The sequence below is a fragment of the Flavobacterium sp. T50_26 genome, from assembly GCF_057652995.1.
This window is the reverse complement of record NZ_JBYFCC010000010.1, coordinates 120602-138960: the sequence shown is the minus strand read 5'-3', so window position 1 is coordinate 138960 and position 18359 is coordinate 120602. Positions and strand designations below refer to the sequence as shown.

Below are 18359 nucleotides of genomic sequence, written 5' to 3'. Positions count from 1 at the left end.
CTGCAATTTGTGGGAGAGTATGTCGCCGCCTTCTTTTAGAAACCCTTCATCTAACGATGAGGGGTTTTTTGTTTTTACATTTTTGCCACTAAGTTAAGAAGGCACAAAGATAAGGATGATTAAAAGCTGAGAACTGCGAACCATTTTGGAGTTTACTTTTTATTAAAAAAGTTTTAATTGCTGTTCACTAAATTTGAATTCAGCTATGAAATCAGAATATTGTTTGTTAGTTTCATTGAATTTTCTGAGTGTAAAACCATCACATAAAAATTTAAAATCTGCATCGTGATTTTTAAATAATTTAGAGGCTCTTTCCATTCTTACTTCATCCAACTCACGAGCTATGGTCATGTGTGATTTAGGATTTTTTATTTTAAAACCAAAATGATGATGGATGTTTCTGATTAAATTATTAAGATATTTTTCTGAACTATTATCAGGTTTAATATAATATGCATAAGAACCAAAGGAAGCAAAACCATTGAAACCAATATCATGATTAGGTTGATTGTTACAAAAGGTTGAAATTCCATTAATCCAATGAGGTAATTGATTTGAATCGGAGTTAAAACTCATTATAGTGATATGGGCTAGAGAATTATCACTTCCAAATCTACCAATTTCTTTTCCTAATAATTGTTTCCACTCCTTCACACAACTTGAAATTTCTGCACTAGGCATAACAGCTAGTAAATATTGCGGTTTTTCTTCATTCATAAATTTGAAAGAGTAAAAGTTTTAGTTTGGTTATATTGTCTTAAATGGATACTGACAATCTTTTACAATAATGCATTGATCACATTTTGGATTGGTTGGACGACAAGTTTCTCTTCCGTGAAAAGAAATTGCCATTCCGATTTCGTTCCATATTTCAGATGGAAGAACTTTCATGAGTTGTTTTTCGATTTTTATACCATCTTTACTATCGTCAGTTAAACCAATTCTTGGAGCGACTCGGATAACGTGTAAATCCGCAATAATTCCTTCTGCTTTTTGATTGGTTTCACGGAGAATTACGTTGGCAGATTTTCTGCCGATTCCTTTTAGAGCTATTAGATTATCAAGATTTGTTGGGATATTTTTATCTTCTTTGACTGTTTTGGCAATTTCAATGAGCCAGTTTGCCTTAGTACCATAATTTCTAACTTTGCTAATAAATGGAAATAAAGATTCCGGATTTGATTCTGCTAACACATCTATACTAGGAAAATTTTTAAATAGCTCTGGTGCGATTTTGTTGATATTGGCATCTGAATCTTGAGCAGAAAGCACAACCATAATTAGTAATTGATATGCATTTTGGTAATCCAATGGATGCTTTTTTCCTTTGTATTGGTTAATTAAAGGGGTTAATTTTTCTTTCCAATTAGGTGTTTCTTCAAAAAGATTCATAGTTTATTCCTTAAAATCAATCGACAACGAATTTACACAATAACGAATTCCGGTTTCTGTAGGACCATCATCGAAAACGTGGCCGAGATGACTTCCGCAGCTAGCACAAAGAATTTCGGTACGAATCATTCCGTGTGATGCATCTTTGATGTATTCTACTTTTCCTGGGATGGATTGATCGAAAGATGGCCAACCACAATGAGCATCGAATTTGGAATCGCTTTCAAATAGAACTTCGCCACAAGCTGCACAACCATACTTTCCTTTTTCAAAATGGAGGTTGTAATGTCCGGTGTGCGGAAATTCAGTTCCTTTTTGACGAAGGATTTTATATTTTTCTAAGCCTAATTGGGCTTTCCATTCTTCTTCGGTTTTTTGGATTTTGTAACTCATTTGGTTTTTGGTTTGAATTTGACAGAAACAGAGTTGGTACAAAAACGTTTTCCGGTTGTTTCTTTTGGACCGTCGTTGAAAACGTGACCGAGGTGACCGCCACAGTTTGCACACATGACTTCTACACGTGACATGCCATAACTGTAATCATTTTCATAGATTACAGAACCTTTGATGGCTTGGTCAAACGATGGCCAACCGCAATCGGATTCGAATTTGGTTTCGGAAACAAATAATGGATTTTCACAAGCGGCACATACGTATTGTCCTTCTTCAAAGTGATTCCAGTATTCTCCGGTGAAAGCTCTTTCTGTTCCTTTTTTACGTATTACTTCGTATTGTTCGGGAGTGAGTTCGGCTTTCCATTCGGCTTCGGTTTTGACAACTTTTAAGGGTTTTTTAGTTTCTTTTTTTTGTCCTTGACACGCTGTTAAGGTAAAGATTGACAGGATTAAAATTAATTTTTTCATAGTTTTTTATTTTTTTTGACACGAATTTCAAGAATTGACACGGATTATGAATTTCACAGAGCTTAGCTTTGGTTATATTTTTTAAACGGATTTACTTCGTTTGTTCGCTTTGCTCGGGTCACTAATTATCACGGATTAAAATTTCATAGAGCTTAACTTTTTTATTTAGCCACGAATTACACTAATTAGCACTAATTTAAAACGAATAAAATTTGTGAAATTCGTGTAATTCGTGGCTAAACCTAAATTATCATAATTAGTCCTTTTTAGCACATATTCTAGCCCAGATAGTAGCGGAAACCCCGCAGGACTGAAAGCCAATTTTTCTTCGCTTTTTGGGGCGACCAAAGAAGCCACGAAAAAGCGTTAGAAAAATGGCTTGAAGGCCGAGGAGTTGCAGCGAAAAGCTGGATTAGCTTCTGATAAAGTTACTAATTTCATTGATTACTTTTTCGTTTCCTAGTATTTTTCTATGTCCTAAATGATTGGTTATCATTAATTTACTGTTTTTTAAATGGCTATGAATGTTGTGAGCACATTTTACATTTACATCGTGATCGTCGTTGTCGTGGATGATAAAAACCGGTGTTTCGATGTTTTTGGACACGACCGATGTGGAATAATTGTTCATTGGTTCGCCGAATTTCTTTTCAAAATGTTCTCGCATTCTGTCGCCAATTTGTGGTTTTAGACCTAAATTTCGAATAAAATCGGAGATAATATCCTGAATTAAATCACCACTACCTATAATTACGGCTTTTTTGACATTCAGGTTTTGTTTGATGGCGTTGATGATGGCCATTCCGCCCAACGAATGACCGATGGCAAATTCAAACGGACCATACTGTTTTTCGAGGACGAGAATACTGGCGATAAATTCGGTCATAATAGACGAATTTCCTTTGCTTTTGCCGTGTGCCGGAGCATCAAAACTGATGATGGAATAACCTTGCTCAATGAGTTCGTCAGCAATTTTGACTAATTGTGTGCCACGACCTGACCAACCGTGAACGAGCAAAATCTTTTTCGGGCTGTTACCGTATTGGTAAGTTTTGATGGTTTTATTGATGGACGGAATTACAACATCGTGTTGGATACTTTGTTTATCCATTTGAAATTCACGTTTCGGAATTTTGTGTTTTATGGGTGTTGTAAAAAGTTTTGCAGCAAATAGAGTGGCTAATTTTGGTGAAATTGCTTGCAAAAATTTAGCGGTTATGAGAATTGGCTTCGGAATCTGCAAGGATTGATTGTCAGATTTGGTTTTTTTTGACATTTCAATAAATTTTAACGCAAGGTATGATTTAAAATTATTTTTTATAAATTTAGAGTTCATAAAAATTACTTAAAATGCAAAATCAGACGCGTATCATTATTGAAAGTGTGAAGCCTCAGTTAGATGGAGGTTCTTTTTATATTAAACGTATTGTAAATCAAAAAGTTATTGTATCAGCTCACCTTTTTGCCGACGGTCACGATGTGGTGGAATGTTGTGTGAAATTTAAACACGAAAAAGATAAGAAATGGAGCGAAGTGCGAATGTCACCCACCGAAAATGATGAATGGGAAGCCGAATTTACGGTTGAAAAACAAGGTTTTTATTCTTATTTTATTGAAGGTTGGGTAGATTATGCGTTAAATTGGCAACACGGAACGGAACGAAAAATTAACGATAATCAACACGTTAAATCGGAGTTGTTGGAAGGAGCTGAGTACTGCCAAGCCATTTTGAAAGAAGTTACAAAAGAAGAAAAAGTATATTTGAATACAGCCATCAAAGCGTTCCAAGATGCCAAATTATACGATTCAGCGATAGCCATTGCGTTGTCGGATGAATTGCATCAAATTTTTAAAAAATATCCAACTCGAACATTAGCAAATTCTTCTGCAGAATTGAAGGTTTATGTAGATCGAAAAAAAGCGTTATTCAGCACTTGGTATGAATTTTTCCCGCGTTCGGCCTCAGAAACTCCCGGCAAGCACGGAACGTTTAAAGATTGCGAACGATTGTTGCCACGAGTGGTGGAAATGGGTTTTGATACGTTGTATTTTCCGCCGATTCATCCGATTGGAGAAGTAAATCGCAAAGGGAAAAATAATGCTACTACGGCTGAAAAAGGCGATGTGGGTTCGCCGTGGGGAATTGGTTCAAAGTTTGGCGGACATAAATCGACGCATCCGGAATTGGGTACAATTGATGAATTTAAGGCATTGGTTAAAAAAGCCCAATCGATGGGAATTGAAATTGCGATGGATTATGCGTTGCAAGCCGCTCCTGATCATCCGTATGTGAAGGATTTTCCGCAATGGTTTAAATGGCGACCGGACGGAACGGTGCAATATGCCGAAAATCCACCTAAAAAATACCAGGATATTCAACCGATTTATTTTGAAAGCGGCGATTGGAAAAATTTATGGAAAGAATTGTTAGACGTGGCTTTGTTTTGGATTGAAGAATGCGGAATTAAAGTCTATCGTGTTGATAATCCACACACGAAACCCTTTTATTTTTGGGGATGGTTGATTGGAGAGATTAAGAAAAAACATCCGGATGTGTTGTTTCTGTCGGAAGCTTTTACGCGTCCGAAAATTATGAATGAATTGGCGAAACAAGGTTTTTCGCAATCATATACTTATTTTACTTGGCGAAATACGAAAGCTGAACTGATTGAATATATTACTGAATTAACGCAAACCGAACAAAAGGAATTTTTTCGACCGAATTTCTGGCCAAATACGCCTGATATCCTGCCATTTGCGTTGCAAACCGGAAATGAATCGGTTTATTTACAGAAATATTTTTTAGCGGCTACCTTGAGTTCAAGTGTTGGGATTTATGGTCCGGCTTATGAATTTTTGGTTCATCAACCGATGGCAAAAGGAAAAGAAGAATATTTGAATTCAGAAAAATACGAAGTATATCATTGGGATTGGGAAGCGAAAAATAAATTGACTACGTTGATTACTCGCATCAATCACCTGCGAAAACAGCAAGAATCATTGCAACAAACCAATAATATTGTGTTTTGTAAAACGGATAGCGAACAGTTGATTGCGTATTATAAATTTAATGATGCCAAAACCGATCATACGTTGATGGTTTGTAGTTTGAATGCACAAAATCCATTGCAAGCTGTGGTTCGTTTACCTTTGGATGAAATTGGAAATCAACCGGTTAAAGTTACTGATTTAATCACCGGAAACAGTTATTATTGGGATAGAGAATGGAATTTTGTTGAATTACATCCTGCCTTACCTTTTCATTTATTTAAAATTGAACGATAATGAATACAACCAACCAAGATACTTTTACCAGTACATTCGAATTTAAAACAACGTGGGAAACTTGTTTTGAAGATGATGATTTTGTCAAGGTTTTTTCTTCGGATATTTTAGAAAATTATATCATCAACAAACGATGGTATGGCGGAAAAGCGAGTACGTTAAAGTACATCGAGGTGGTTGATCAGTTTAAGATAACTTCAAAGAAAAACACCTATTATGGTGTGTTGTTGGAAGTGAATTTCAAAGAAGCTTTTTACCAACATTATTTTATGCCGTTGGCTTTTATGTCCAAAGATGAATTGGATACGAGCACTGTAATTGCTCCTGTTGTAATGGGAAAACAAACCGGTTATTTAGTTGATGCATTACATCAAGAAGATTTTCGTAAGTTGTTGTTTGATAATATTGTAAAGTCAAAAGAAACACCCGGATTGAAATTGGTTTTTCACAAAGGTTCAACTATAGAAAAAGAGGATTATCAATCTTCTCGTTTTATGGGATTGGAGCAAAGCAACACGTCAATTATTTACAATGATTCGTTTGTGTTGAAGATTTTCAGACGCATTTATGTCAGCACAAATCCCGATTATGAAATCAGTCGTTTTTTGACGGAACGCATGCATTTTGAAAATACACCACGCTATACCGGAAGTATTAATTTGGCTTTGGCCGAAGGAAATATTACGCTCGGTTTGATGCAAGAATTGGTTTCGAATCAAGGCGATGCGTGGAAATTTATGCTCGAACAAATTGATGGTGTTTTTGATAATTTGAAACGCAAAAAAATCAAAATCGATAAATTACCCGATATTGCGATGTTTAAGCGGTTGCGAATAAATGAAATTCCGCCCGAAATTATTGATTGGGTGGGATTGAGTTTGTTTTTACGCATTCAAACATTGGCTTTGAGAACAGCAGAAATGCACATTGCGTTGGGAAGCGATATTCACGAAACGGCATTTACACCAACTACTTACAACGGTGATTATACGGTTTGGTTAAAGAACAGAATGTTGTATCAGTTTCAAAACCGATTGAATATCATTGAAAACAGTTTGCATAAATTAGATGGATTGGCGTTGGAATTGGCTCATCAGTTTATGGAAAATAAGAAGTTAGTTCGGAAACATTTTGTTGATTTCGATTGGACAAAGATGAAATCGGAACGCATTCGTATTCACGGCGATTATCATTTGGGACAAGTGTTAGTGAATGGCGATGATTTCTATATTTTAGATTTTGAAGGCGAACCTGAAAGCACTATTCGCGACAGAAAAGTAAAACAACCTCCGTTGAAAGATGTGGCAGGAATGTTCCGTTCGTTTCATTATGCCATTTATGCGACGATTTTTAACAACAAGGAAAAATATCCGTTTGAACAAGAAGAATTGTTTAAAGCCGGAGAAATTCTGTATAAATATTTTGTGGGTGTCTTTTTGGAAACCTACATCGAAAAAGCTCAATCCGGCAATTTAAACATTGGTTATAACCACGAAATCGACTTTTTATTGAAGTATTGTTTGCTTGAAAAAGCGGTTTACGAGTTGGGTTACGAATTGAATTCGAGACCACGATGGGCAGTGATACCGTTGCGGGGGATTCAGAGTATTATGAATTATTAAGTTAGAATTTAGAAATCAGAATTTAGAAATCAGAATTTAGAAATCAGAATTTAGAAATCAGAATTTAGAAATGGATTTAAAGTATTTTTACATATTATACACCTTCACTCAAATATTTATATATATAATATTCTACTATCTATTTTTATCATTAGAAATTTTTAATTTTAATTTATCTCTTGGAATAACTTCTCACTATTTTTTTTATGTTGTAATATTATTGTCCGTATTAATAAATTTTACATTTTATCTATTAAATAAACTCAACTTTACCGTAGTTTATGTTTTTATTGGATTACTATTACTCATAACATCATTGAACTTTTTACATTCTCCTAAACTTGTATTTATTTTATGGATTATTACATCAATAAGTACATTTTTATCCTATAAAGTATCTATTAAATTGAAAAATAGATATGAATATTAATAACAATAATATGAACCAAGTACAACCACATTCCTTATTCACCGATTTTGACATCGCATTATTCAAAGCCGGAAAACATTTTAGATTATACGAAAAATTAGGAGCTCATCTCACAGAAGTCAATGGCGTAAAAGGCGTTTATTTTGCCGTTTGGGCACCGTCGGCACGTTCGGTATCTGTCGTGGGCGATTTTAATTATTGGATTCAGGGCGAACATCAGCTGAATGTGCGTTGGGATGCTTCCGGAATTTGGGAAGGATTCATTCCAAACATTGATAAAGGAACAAAATACAAATATAAAATACAGTCCAATAACAACGGCATCATCACTGAAAAAGCGGATCCGTTTGCGTTGTATTGTCAAAAACCACCGGAAACTGCGTCAGTTATTTGGGATTTGGAATACAAATGGAAAGACAAAAAATGGATGGATTCCCGAAAGGATAAAAATGGTTTAGACAAACCGTATTCGGTGTATGAAGTGCATTTGGGTTCGTGGAAACGCAATTTAGAGCAAGATCGTTCGCTGACGTATTTAGAATTGGCGGAAGATTTGGTGAATTATGTCAAAGAAACCGGTTTCACGCACGTGGAATTTATGCCAATTATGGAATATCCGTATGATCCTTCTTGGGGTTATCAGTTGATTGGCTATTTTGCCCCAACTTCCCGATTTGGAAAACCCCAGGATTTTATGTTTTTGGTCGATAAATTGCACCAAGCCGGAATTGGTGTGATTTTAGACTGGGTTCCGTCGCATTTTCCCGACGATGCTCACGGTTTAGGATTTTTTGACGGTTCCAATTTATATGAACATCCCGATCGAAGAAAAGGCTATCATCCCGATTGGAAAAGTTTAGTTTTTAATTATGGTAGAAATGAAGTGCGTTCGTTTTTGATTTCCAACGCCTTATTTTGGTTGGATTATTATCACGCCGATGGTCTTCGTGTTGATGCCGTAGCTTCGATGTTGTATTTGGATTATTCCAGAAAAGAAGGAGAGTGGGAGCCGAATATTTTTGGCGGAAGAGAAAATTTAGACACGATTAGTTTCTTAAAAGATTTTAACGAAGCGGTTTATTCCAATTATGAAGGAGTTCAGACAATTGCAGAAGAAAGTACTTCGTTTCCAATGGTTTCCAGACCAACATCGGTGGGCGGATTAGGATTTGGTATGAAATGGATGATGGGATGGATGCACGACACACTGCAATATTTCAAACGCGAATCGATTTACCGAAAATACCATCAAAATGATTTGACTTTTTCGATGACGTATGCGTTTTCCGAAAATTTTATGTTACCGCTTTCGCACGATGAAGTTGTTTACGGAAAAAAATCCATTTTAGGACGAATGACAGGCGACGAATGGCAGCAATTTGCCAATTTACGTTTGCTTTACGGTTATATGTTCACGCATCCGGGAACAAATTTATTGTTTATGGGATCTGAATTCGGTCAGCGTGCCGAGTGGAAATTTGACGGAAGTTTAGACTGGCATCTGTTAGAATACGGTTATCACGAAGGTACACGAAAATGTATTTCAGAGTTGAATGAATTGTATAAAACGAATCCCGCTTTATTTGAAAATCAATTTAGCCCCGAAGGTTTTGAATGGATTAATTATTCCGATCATCAAAATGCGGTGCTGAGTTACATCCGTAAAGGAAAAAATGAAAAAGAAAATTTAGTGGTGGTTTGTAATTTCACACCGGTTGTTCGAGAGAAGTATCGAATCGGATTGCCTTCCAAAGGAAAACTAACTGAAATTTTTAATTCTGATAAAGTTGAATATGGCGGAAGCGGCATCAACAATAAAAAAGCAATCAAAATTGAAAAAGAACCTTGGAATGGTAGAGATTTTTCGGCAGAATTGACTTTGCCGCCGTTGGGTGTTACTGTTTTTAAAATATCATAATGTATAAAATCCCTCTGAATAAGAGGGATTTCCATTTTATCCATAAACGCAAACGTTTGAGTTAATAAAACCTCAAATTAAAAAGTGATTAAAAGTTTCAACTTTGTAAATTTGACAATTATAATCCAATTACTATGATTACAAATACTGAATTAGAACATAAAGGCGATCAGTTTCCTTCCAAGATAGTGTCATTCAATCAAGATGTTGACAATGTTTTTTTCTACACAGAAAATAATGTGGTACTTAAAATCACCATTCTTCGTGATAGTATGATTCGATTTCGCTATACAACCAAAGGTTATTTCAACAAAGACTTTTCGTATGCTATTGACAAAGGTCAGTCGCATGGTTACAATGAATTGGCTGTGGAGGAACACAAAGCTTTTTATACGATTACGACCAGCAAAATAGTTTGCAAAATCAATAAACAGAATGCAAAAGTTTCGATTTTTGATTTAGAAGGTTTTCAAATTTTGGATGATGAAATTGGTTTTCATTGGGAAGAAAGTTATGAATTTGGTGGAAACATAGTAAAAATGAGTAAGAAAGCCAATGATGGCGAATGTTATTATGGGATGGGCGACAAAGCTACGCATCTTAATTTAAAAGGAAAACGAGTTGAAAACTGGGCAACCGATCAATATGCGTTTCATAGAGAACAAGAACCTTTGTACAAAGTAGTTCCGTTTTATATCGGTTTACATCATAACAATGCATACGGAATATTTTTTGACAATACCTTCAGAACATTTTTCGATTTTTGTCACGAACGCAGAAATGTAACCAGTTTTTGGGCTGAAGGTGGCGAGATGAATTACTATTTCATCTACGGTCCGAAAATGAAAGATGTGGTCACAAATTATACGCATTTAACAGGAAAACCGGAGCTTCCGCCAATGTGGACGTTGGGTTATCATCAATGTAAATGGAGTTATTATCCTGAGAGTAAAGTAAAAGAAATTACTTCAACTTTCAGAAAATTGCAAATTCCGTGTGATGCCATTTATTTGGATATTGATTATATGGAAGGATTTCGTTGTTTCACTTGGAGCAAAGAATATTTTCCCGATCCAAAACGAATGGTCGCTGAATTGGCGAAAGACGGATTTAAAACCGTTGTAATTATTGATCCCGGAATTAAAATTGATAAGGATTACTGGGTTTATCAAGAAGCTTTAGAAAAAGATTATTTCTGTAAACGTGCCGACGGACCTTATATGAAAGGTAAAGTTTGGCCCGGCGAATGTAATTTCCCAGACTATACAAATCCCGAAGTCCGTGAATGGTGGGCAGGGTTATTCAAAGAATTAATTTCGGATATTGGTGTAAAAGGTGTTTGGAACGATATGAATGAGCCAGCCGTAATGGATGTTCCGGGAAAAACCTTTCCAATGGATGTCCGTCATGATTACGATGGAAATCCGTGTAGTCACCGAAAAGCTCACAATATTTATGGAACGCAAATGGCAAGAGCAACCTATGAAGGTGTGAAGCGATTTGCTTATCCAAAACGACCGTTCATCATTACTCGTTCGGCTTATTCAGGTGCTCAACGTTACTCTTCATCATGGACAGGTGATAACGTAGCAACTTGGGAACATTTGTGGATTGCCAATATTCAAATGCAACGCATGTCAATCAGCGGAATGGGTTTTACCGGTTCTGATATTGGCGGTTTTGCCGAACAACCTTCGGGCGAATTATATGCTCGTTGGATTCAGTTAGGCGTGTTTCATCCGTTTTGCAGAACACATTCTTCAGGAGATCACGGCGAACAAGAACCTTGGTCGTTTGGCGAAGAAGTAGTAGATATTACTCGAAAATTTGTCAATCTTCGTTACCAATTGCTTCCATATTTATATACGATGTTTTGGAAATATGTGAATGAAGGCGAAGCGATGCTGAAACCTTTAGTTTACTTTGATCAGGAAGATGTTCAAACCTTATATAGAACAGACGAATTCATTTTCGGTAATCAAATTTTGGTTTGTCCGATTTTAGAACCAAATGCAGTAGGACGACGAATGTATCTTCCGAAAGGAAATTGGTATAATTTTTGGACTAATGAAGTTGTTGAAGGTAAAAGGGAATTATGGGTGGCGACCGATTATGATCAAATTCCGATTTTCATTAAAGAAGGAGCCATCATTCCAAAATATCCTGTTCAACAATATGTAGGAGAAAAAGAGTTTGAAGAAATAACATTGGATGTTTATTATAAATTCGGCAAAGAAAAATCCGTTTTATATGAAGATGCTCAAGATGGTTACGATTATAATAAAGGAAGGTTTTCATTAAAGACGTTCAACCTTACCGGAAAAGAAAAAGAACTCATTATTCAGTTGCATCAGGTGGGAGAATTTTTGACTAATTATTCAAAATTTAGAATTAATATAATTGGTTTACCGTTTAAAATTTCTTCCATCGAAATTGATAATGAGAAGGTTTCATTAGAATCGGCTTCTTATGATGGAAAAAATTCGTTGTTAGTTGATAAATTCTTTACGGAATTGCATATTGTTGGCAAATAGATTACTAATTTTGTAAAAATATTAGCCAAATTATGAATAAAATGAAAAGAATTATTGCGTTTAGTTCGTTTAGTGCTTTAGTACTAACTATGGGGTGTGCCACCAATCCGTTAACCGGAAAAAGCACATTAGCTTTGGTGGATAATAGTTCTATTTTTCCATCTGCATTTCAACAGTACGACACTTTTTTGAAAGAAAATAAAGTGGTCACTGGAACTGCGGAGTCAAAGAGGGTAGAAGCTGTTGGTATAAAAATTAAATTAGCTGCCGAAAAATGGTTAGCTGCAGTAGGTCAATCAGATTATTTGAAGGATTATCAATGGGAATACAAATTAGTAAAAGATGACGCTGTAAATGCTTGGTGTATGCCAGGAGGAAAAATTGTTGTGTACACTGGAATTTTACCTGTTACGAAAGATGAAGCAGGTTTAGCAACAGTAATGGGTCATGAAGTTGCTCACGCACTTTTAAACCACGGTCAGCAAAGAATGAGTGCAGGAATGTTACAACAAGCCGGAGCAGTAGGAGTTGGTTTGGCTGTTGGTCAAAAAAATGAACAAACTCAGGCCATTGCTATGACGGCTTATGGAGCTGGATCTCAAATGTTTGGGATGTTACCATTTAGCCGAAGTCACGAAAGTGAAGCCGACAAAATTGGTTTGATATTAATGGCAATCGCTGGTTATAATCCCGAAGCATCGGTTCCTTTTTGGGAAAGAATGGGAGCAGCGTCGGGCGGACAAGCTCCGGCAGAATTCATGAGTACGCACCCTTCACATAACACTAGAGTTTCAAATCTAAGAAAATGGATTCCTGAAGCAAAGGCGGAAGCTGCAAAATACGGTGTCGTTTTCAAATAAAAAAATAGTATCTTCGAAGCTGTTCTGAAAAGAGCAGCTTTTTTTATGACCAAAAATTTCATCTATGGCAATACTTGCAAAAGGAAGTAAGAAATTAACCAACGCTTGGGCTTTTTATGATTGGGCCAATTCGGTTTATCCATTAGTTATTTCATCATCCATTTTTCCGTTGTATTACGGGTTTTTATTTCCGAAAGAAAATCCGAATATTCTTTTTTTAGGGTATGAGTTTAAAAGTACGGCACTCATTAGTTTTGTCACAGCGTTTGCATTTTTATGTGTTGCTTTTATTTCTCCCATTTTATCAGGAATTGCCGATTTTGCAGGGAACAAAAAGCGATTTATGCAGTTTTTCTGCTATTTAGGAGCCATTTCTTGCATTGGAATGTATTGGTTTACAGCGGATAATATTTATTTTGGAATAGGGTGTTTCTTTTTTGGATTGATTGGTTTTTGGGGAAGTTTGGTGTTTTATAATTCGTATTTACCCGATATTGCATACAAAGAACAACAAGACAGTTTGAGTGCAAAAGGGTATTCGTTTGGATATGTGGGAAGTGTTATTTTACTGGTCATTAATTTGATGATGATATTAGGTAAAGATGGAGAAGAAGCCTTACAAGCCATGCGAATGGCATTTGCAATGACCGGAATTTGGTGGATTCTTTTTGCTCAATATGCTTTTTATTTCCTTCCGAAAGGAAATAAAAACGAAGATAAAATTACGAAAGATGTTGTTTTAAACGGATTTCGAGAACTGAAAAAAGTCCAAAGTCAATTATACCAAAACCTAAGACTTTATCGCTACTTGGTTGCTTTTTTTGTGTATAGTATGGCAGTACAAACGGTGATGTTAGTTGCGACTTATTTTGGAGAACAAGAAATTAATTGGTCAACCGATAGTGAAAAAACAACCGGTTTAATCATTAGTATTTTAGTGATTCAATTGGTTGCTGTTGTGGGTGCGACTTTAACTTCCAAAGCTTCAGAAAAATTTGGAAATATTCCAACGTTGATCGTGATTAACGCCATTTGGGCAATCATTTGTGTGTTTGCTTATTTTGTAACTGAACCCATTCATTTTTATGTCACAGCAGGTTTTGTGGGATTAGTGATGGGCGGGATTCAAGCACTTTCTCGTTCTACCTATTCTAAATTTTTACCAAAAACAGAAGATACAGCTTCTTTCTTTAGTTTTTATGATGTAGCCGAAAAAATCGGAATTGTGATTGGAATGGCGATTTATGGAACAATTGATCAAATAACAGGAAGTATGCGAAATGCCATTGTATTTTTGATGGTTTTCTTTGTAGCCGGATTGTTATTGTTGCTACGAGTACCAAAAAATGAAACTATTGAAGTAGAATAATTTTTCAGAAGATAGTTCACAAATGTTAAATAAAATAAGCCACGAATTTCACGAATTAGCACGAATTAATCTATTCAATTTCGTGTAATTTGTGTAATTCGTGGCAAAAAACTTGATATGCTTTAAGTTTTTAGTGATGAACTTAAATCATCTTAATTTTCCCCGAACCAGCCACTTTTGTGTCAATTTTTTTAGGATTTCCTTTGTATTCAATATCTCCTGAACCGGCTACACGGGCTTCAATTAATTCTGAACAAGTGGTTGAGATATTTCCTGAACCGGAAAGCGTTGCTTTGCTGTTTTCAGATTGTAAACCAAACGCTTCGATATCTCCTGAACCGGAAACAGCTAATTCTAAACTTTTAGTTTTTCCGTTTAGAACAATATCTCCTGAACCGGATAATCGGGCTTCTATATTTTGCGAATTAACACTTAATTTAATATCTCCTGAACCTGATAAATTTGCTTCAAAATTTGCTACATTGATTATAAAATTAGAAACAATTCCACCAGAACCAGCCAAACTTACTTTTGAAATTTCTTGAACCGGAACTGTAATTTCAATTTTTTTTCCTTTAGAAGGATTTAGATTATATCCTTTTTCTGTACGAATTTTCAAGTCGCTTCCTTCGTTTTCAACAATTATAAATTCAAGTAGATTTTCTTCTCCTTTAATGGATATTTTACCTTCTTTTCCTTCCACTAAAGTCACATTGAAAAATCCTGCGACACTTATCGATTCGTAATCAGAAGTTGTAATTTCTTTGGAAGCTACAGTTCCATTCCCATTAATTTTTTCTTGTCCCCATTGTGCCGAAACAATTGAAACGGTAAAAACAGCTACTAATGTGATAAATTTTTGCATTTTGTTTGATTTTTGATTGATTAATTAGATAAATTTAAGTTTACATTTCCGTAGTTTGATGAAATTGTCATTTTATTGGATCCACTTTTTTTGTAATAACCTTTGTATGATTTGGCGGATTGCGTTTCCACTCTTGCACTATATTCCAACGGGGCTTCACTTTTAAAATTGGCATATTTAGTAGAAACATCAAAGTCAAAATGATAATTGACACTATGATTCACTTTAATATTGGTGTAACCCGATGAAATTGATATGTTACTCGCTTTTGCCGAAACGCCATTCAATGAAAAATTACTGTAATTTGTAGTTAGTTTCAAATTATTTTCAATTTCATCAATTTTAATGGTTAAGTAATTCCCGCTTCCTTCCACATTATTCACTTTCCCCATGGCAATTTTTCCGTAATTACTATCGTATTTTAAGTTATTTCCGTTAAGAACAACCACATCCGTGTAACTGGAATTCAAATCTAAATTGTTAAAAGAGCCAACATTTAAACTCGAATATTTAGCAGTAACTACTGCATTTTTTAAACTCTCAATGGTTGATTTTGAACAATAATCAATTTTGATGTTATTGGAAGAATTATTTAATTTTCCCATCGAAATCTTTCCGTACTTGCAAAGAATATCGGTACTTCCGTTTAAATCGTGCGTGACAATATTACCGTACTGATTTTCAATTTTCACACTTCCGTTTTTCGGAATTTTCACGGTATAATTCACTTCCATACTGGTTCTTCTGCCTGAACTACTTACTTTATCAAAGATCGTTTTAGCCGAATAAAGACTTTTAGTTCCGCCAAATTCAATTGAAATGGAAGCCAATTTTTTGTCAACCCAACTTTCATCGTCACCGCTGACGGTAATGACTACGTCAATTTCAATTTGATCTTCTGCCCAAGTAGTTACAAACACATTTCCGTATTTGTTGTCAATGTCAACAGTAGCATCAGAATTTACGATTACTGCTTTTTTAGCCGTTTTTTGCTTCGTATATTTTCCGTTGTGTTCCTTTGCAAAACTTGATGAAACAACAAAACAAATTAGTAATAAACTATATAGATTTTTCATTTTCGATGTTTTTTTGATGATTAATAATTTCAATTTTTTTAATTACTTCTTCCAGAAATGAAATTCTCGTTTGAAAATTCAGAATCATAGCGTGAAGCAATTGTTTGGTGTCTCCGTTTTTTTGTAATTCGTTAATGATTTTTTGATAATCTTGTTCAAATACTTTCATTTGAGTGAGAGCATCATTGATAATTTGTTCCGTTTCCCGAGTTTGTTTTGATTTTAAATCGGTCAACTCTTTTTCAACCACAGAAGCAAAGTAATCGTGGGTTTCTTTGGTCTGAGCCGATGCATTCTGCCATTGATTAGTTGGCTGATTGACATCTTTTAGTTGATAAAAACCGATAATTCCGGCAATTAATAGGAGTGAAGCTGCCAACGAAAGCGGCATCCAATTTTTCTTTTTCGTTTGAACTTGTTCTGCGTTTAGTTTTTTCAAAAATCGATCAGAATGACCTAACCGTGGAGTTTCGGTATCCCACTGATTTTCTAATTGACTAAACAACGTTTCGATTGAATCTTTTTTCTCTTTCATAGTCTTTTATTTTGATGCTAATTGCATTCGTAAACTTTCTTTTGCTCTGCTCAAAGTTGTTCGACAATTGGCATAACTGATGTTGATAATCTCGCAAACTTCTTCTAAATCATAGCCTTCTATTAAAACCAAAGTCAAAATCATCCGATAACTTTCTTTTAGTTTTTGCATCGCGTTCATAATTTCCTGAACTTTCAAATTGCTATGATCGATTGGTTCGTCTTCTTTTACATCTTCAATTTTGTATGCTTTTGCTTCATAATCATCGTGGTTAAAAAAGCTGTTTTTTTTATAAAAATAAATACTGTAATTAATCACAATTCGTTTTAACCAAGCTCCAAAAGCGACTTCACCTTTGAATGTTTCGAGTTTATGAAACGCTTTCAAAAAAGCTTCTTGCATCACATCTTCGGCAAAATGTTCGTCTTTCACAATGCGAAGAGCCACGTTATACATCGCTTTGCAATAGCGATTATACACTTCTAGTTGTGCTTTTTGGTTATTTTGCTTGCAGAGCGATATCAGTTGCTCAATATTTTCGTTTGCTAAACTCAATCGGTTGACTTTGATTTGATATAATGACTGCCTGTTTTTTGAAATGTTACAGTTTTGTAAAAATAAAATATTAAAATTTCCTAGTAAGCTGAAAGTAATTTTTATATTTGGAAAAATTTAATACAATGAAGAAGCATAATTTACTGACCTATTTATTTATTTTTTGTACAACATTATTCACTTCATGTACGGAAGAATTTGAGCCTATTGATCCGGCAATTCAGATTCCGAGCGGAGTTGGAAACACGGCAGCTGTTTTTAGTGTTGATTTTAATGGATCAACCTTTGTTGCAAGTACTTACCAAGCAGTGATTACCGGTGGTTCAATTGTTGTTTCGGGAATTAGAGCGTCCAATGGCGATAGCGTTTCTTTTATTGTTGATGGAACAACAACAGGTTCTTATTCTGCCAATGAAAATATTATTATATATCAACCAGCCGGTACAGAATACGGATATGTAGGGATAAATTATTCTAATCCAGATTCAAATACGGGATCAATTGTTATAACGTCTATAAATACCACAAACAATACGATTTCCGGAACATTTAATTTCACCGGATATTGGTCTGATTTAGATGAAGAAGGCGTATTACCAATTGCGTTTACAAACGGTGTTTTTAATAATATCCCATTCACTAGTGAAAATTTTACGGAAGATACTTTTTTTGCCAAAGTTAACGGACAAGATTTTGTAGATGTTGATATATTTACGGCTATTTCTTCTGCGGGAGATGTAGAATTGATTTCAGTTGCAGGTCATGATGCTGGAAATAATTCTATAACAGTGAGTGTGAGAAGCAATATTACACCGGGAACTTATGAAATTACAGGGAGTAATTCAGATTTAGTTCAAATGTTTTATGAAAGAGAAGGAGATGATTTTTGGGAAAGATGTTTGAGCGGAACAGTAACCGTTGAAGAACGAACCGCTACTCAGTTAAAATGTACTTTTAGTGGAGTTGTTACAGATGGAGAAACAAGTTATTCAATTACTCAGGGAGCTTTTGATGTCCAATACGAGGATTAAAGATTAAAAATTGATATTTAAATC

16 protein-coding genes are annotated in these 18359 nt (G+C 35.1%); 7 read left to right on the top strand and 9 right to left on the bottom strand.

What is annotated here, in order from left to right; genetic code table 11:
- Window positions 1–162 precede the first annotated feature (162 nt).
- The 5 genes from AC23MC_RS07985 to AC23MC_RS07965 form a co-directional block, all read right to left on the bottom strand.
- Window positions 163–717 carry a 2'-5' RNA ligase family protein gene (locus AC23MC_RS07985; protein WP_487567873.1) on the bottom strand — a complete coding sequence of 185 codons (555 nt, stop codon included), beginning with the start codon at window positions 715–717 and terminating at the stop codon, window positions 163–165.
- A gap of 30 nt (window positions 718–747) precedes the next feature.
- Window positions 748–1392, bottom strand: coding sequence for an endonuclease III domain-containing protein (locus tag AC23MC_RS07980; RefSeq protein WP_487567872.1), 645 nt, complete (start codon window positions 1390–1392; stop codon window positions 748–750).
- A 3-nt stretch (window positions 1393–1395) separates the two neighbouring features.
- Complete coding sequence (gene msrB / locus AC23MC_RS07975) at window positions 1396–1785, bottom strand: peptide-methionine (R)-S-oxide reductase MsrB (RefSeq protein ID WP_487567871.1); 390 nt, start codon at window positions 1783–1785, stop codon at window positions 1396–1398.
- Entirely contained in the window at window positions 1782–2255 is a 474-nt protein-coding gene (gene msrB / locus AC23MC_RS07970; protein WP_487567870.1) for a peptide-methionine (R)-S-oxide reductase MsrB, read from the bottom strand. The genes msrB (AC23MC_RS07975) and msrB (AC23MC_RS07970) overlap by 4 nt, the downstream gene beginning before the upstream one ends.
- Window positions 2256–2667: 412 nt before the next feature.
- Window positions 2668–3531 (bottom strand): alpha/beta fold hydrolase, encoded by an 864-nt coding sequence (locus tag AC23MC_RS07965; protein WP_487567869.1) that lies wholly within the window; start codon window positions 3529–3531, stop codon window positions 2668–2670.
- A gap of 74 nt (window positions 3532–3605) precedes the next feature.
- Here AC23MC_RS07965 and AC23MC_RS07960 point away from each other — a divergent pair, with 74 nt between their 5' ends.
- From AC23MC_RS07960 to AC23MC_RS07935, 6 genes are all read left to right on the top strand, one after another.
- Window positions 3606–5540, top strand: a complete 1935-nt coding sequence (locus AC23MC_RS07960; protein WP_487567868.1) for an alpha-1,4-glucan--maltose-1-phosphate maltosyltransferase — start codon at window positions 3606–3608, stop codon at window positions 5538–5540.
- Window positions 5540–7162 carry a maltokinase N-terminal cap-like domain-containing protein gene (locus AC23MC_RS07955; protein WP_487567867.1) on the top strand — a complete coding sequence of 541 codons (1623 nt, stop codon included), beginning with the start codon at window positions 5540–5542 and terminating at the stop codon, window positions 7160–7162. Before AC23MC_RS07960 ends, AC23MC_RS07955 begins: the two co-directional genes overlap by 1 nt.
- Before the next feature lie 440 nt (window positions 7163–7602).
- On the top strand, window positions 7603–9510 hold the full coding sequence (glgB, locus tag AC23MC_RS07950) for a 1,4-alpha-glucan branching protein GlgB (RefSeq protein ID WP_487567866.1): 1908 nt from the start codon (window positions 7603–7605) through the stop codon (window positions 9508–9510).
- Window positions 9511–9644: 134 nt separating this feature from the next.
- Complete coding sequence (locus AC23MC_RS07945; RefSeq protein ID WP_487567865.1) at window positions 9645–12044, top strand: glycoside hydrolase family 31 protein; 2400 nt, start codon at window positions 9645–9647, stop codon at window positions 12042–12044.
- A 41-nt stretch (window positions 12045–12085) separates the two neighbouring features.
- Window positions 12086–12904: a M48 family metallopeptidase gene (locus AC23MC_RS07940; protein WP_487567864.1), complete on the top strand. Its 819-nt coding sequence runs from the start codon at window positions 12086–12088 to the stop codon at window positions 12902–12904.
- Between the two features lie 64 nt (window positions 12905–12968).
- Window positions 12969–14273, top strand: coding sequence for an MFS transporter (locus AC23MC_RS07935; RefSeq protein ID WP_487567863.1), 1305 nt, complete (start codon window positions 12969–12971; stop codon window positions 14271–14273).
- 142 nt (window positions 14274–14415) lie between these two features.
- Here the strand turns inward: AC23MC_RS07935 and AC23MC_RS07930 are convergent, their stop codons facing one another.
- From AC23MC_RS07930 to AC23MC_RS07915, 4 genes are read right to left on the bottom strand one after another with little or no spacing between them, the layout of a single operon-like run.
- Entirely contained in the window at window positions 14416–15138 is a 723-nt protein-coding gene (locus AC23MC_RS07930) for a head GIN domain-containing protein (RefSeq protein ID WP_487567862.1), read from the bottom strand.
- A 20-nt stretch (window positions 15139–15158) separates the two neighbouring features.
- Window positions 15159–16214: a hypothetical protein gene (locus tag AC23MC_RS07925; protein WP_487567861.1), complete on the bottom strand. Its 1056-nt coding sequence runs from the start codon at window positions 16212–16214 to the stop codon at window positions 15159–15161.
- Window positions 16198–16749 carry an anti-sigma factor gene (locus tag AC23MC_RS07920; RefSeq protein ID WP_487567860.1) on the bottom strand — a complete coding sequence of 184 codons (552 nt, stop codon included), beginning with the start codon at window positions 16747–16749 and terminating at the stop codon, window positions 16198–16200. Before AC23MC_RS07920 ends, AC23MC_RS07925 begins: the two co-directional genes overlap by 17 nt.
- Window positions 16750–16755: 6 nt before the next feature.
- Entirely contained in the window at window positions 16756–17304 is a 549-nt protein-coding gene (locus AC23MC_RS07915) for an RNA polymerase sigma factor (RefSeq protein ID WP_487567859.1), read from the bottom strand.
- Window positions 17305–17429: 125 nt separating this feature from the next.
- On the opposite strand from AC23MC_RS07915, the gene AC23MC_RS07910 reads away from it, so the two are divergent.
- Window positions 17430–18335 (top strand): DUF6252 domain-containing protein, encoded by a 906-nt coding sequence (locus tag AC23MC_RS07910; RefSeq protein WP_487567858.1) that lies wholly within the window; start codon window positions 17430–17432, stop codon window positions 18333–18335.
- Window positions 18336–18359 lie beyond the last annotated feature (24 nt).

What these genes read in the sequence shown, in the direction of transcription:
- AC23MC_RS07985 (WP_487567873.1), bottom strand. Translation starts at nt 717, where the DNA reads ATGAATGAAGAAAAACCGCAATATTTACTAGCTGTTATGCCTAGTGCA.
- AC23MC_RS07980 (WP_487567872.1), bottom strand. Translation starts at nt 1,392, where the DNA reads ATGAATCTTTTTGAAGAAACACCTAATTGGAAAGAAAAATTAACCCCT.
- msrB (WP_487567871.1), bottom strand. Translation starts at nt 1,785, where the DNA reads ATGAGTTACAAAATCCAAAAAACCGAAGAAGAATGGAAAGCCCAATTA.
- msrB (WP_487567870.1), bottom strand. Translation starts at nt 2,255, where the DNA reads ATGAAAAAATTAATTTTAATCCTGTCAATCTTTACCTTAACAGCGTGT.
- AC23MC_RS07965 (WP_487567869.1), bottom strand. Translation starts at nt 3,531, where the DNA reads ATGTCAAAAAAAACCAAATCTGACAATCAATCCTTGCAGATTCCGAAG.
- AC23MC_RS07960 (WP_487567868.1), top strand. Translation starts at nt 3,606, where the DNA reads ATGCAAAATCAGACGCGTATCATTATTGAAAGTGTGAAGCCTCAGTTA.
- AC23MC_RS07955 (WP_487567867.1), top strand. Translation starts at nt 5,540, where the DNA reads ATGAATACAACCAACCAAGATACTTTTACCAGTACATTCGAATTTAAA.
- glgB (WP_487567866.1), top strand. Translation starts at nt 7,603, where the DNA reads ATGAACCAAGTACAACCACATTCCTTATTCACCGATTTTGACATCGCA.
- AC23MC_RS07945 (WP_487567865.1), top strand. Translation starts at nt 9,645, where the DNA reads ATGATTACAAATACTGAATTAGAACATAAAGGCGATCAGTTTCCTTCC.
- AC23MC_RS07940 (WP_487567864.1), top strand. Translation starts at nt 12,086, where the DNA reads ATGAAAAGAATTATTGCGTTTAGTTCGTTTAGTGCTTTAGTACTAACT.
- AC23MC_RS07935 (WP_487567863.1), top strand. Translation starts at nt 12,969, where the DNA reads ATGGCAATACTTGCAAAAGGAAGTAAGAAATTAACCAACGCTTGGGCT.
- AC23MC_RS07930 (WP_487567862.1), bottom strand. Translation starts at nt 15,138, where the DNA reads ATGCAAAAATTTATCACATTAGTAGCTGTTTTTACCGTTTCAATTGTT.
- AC23MC_RS07925 (WP_487567861.1), bottom strand. Translation starts at nt 16,214, where the DNA reads ATGAAAAATCTATATAGTTTATTACTAATTTGTTTTGTTGTTTCATCA.
- AC23MC_RS07920 (WP_487567860.1), bottom strand. Translation starts at nt 16,749, where the DNA reads ATGAAAGAGAAAAAAGATTCAATCGAAACGTTGTTTAGTCAATTAGAA.
- AC23MC_RS07910 (WP_487567858.1), top strand. Translation starts at nt 17,430, where the DNA reads ATGAAGAAGCATAATTTACTGACCTATTTATTTATTTTTTGTACAACA.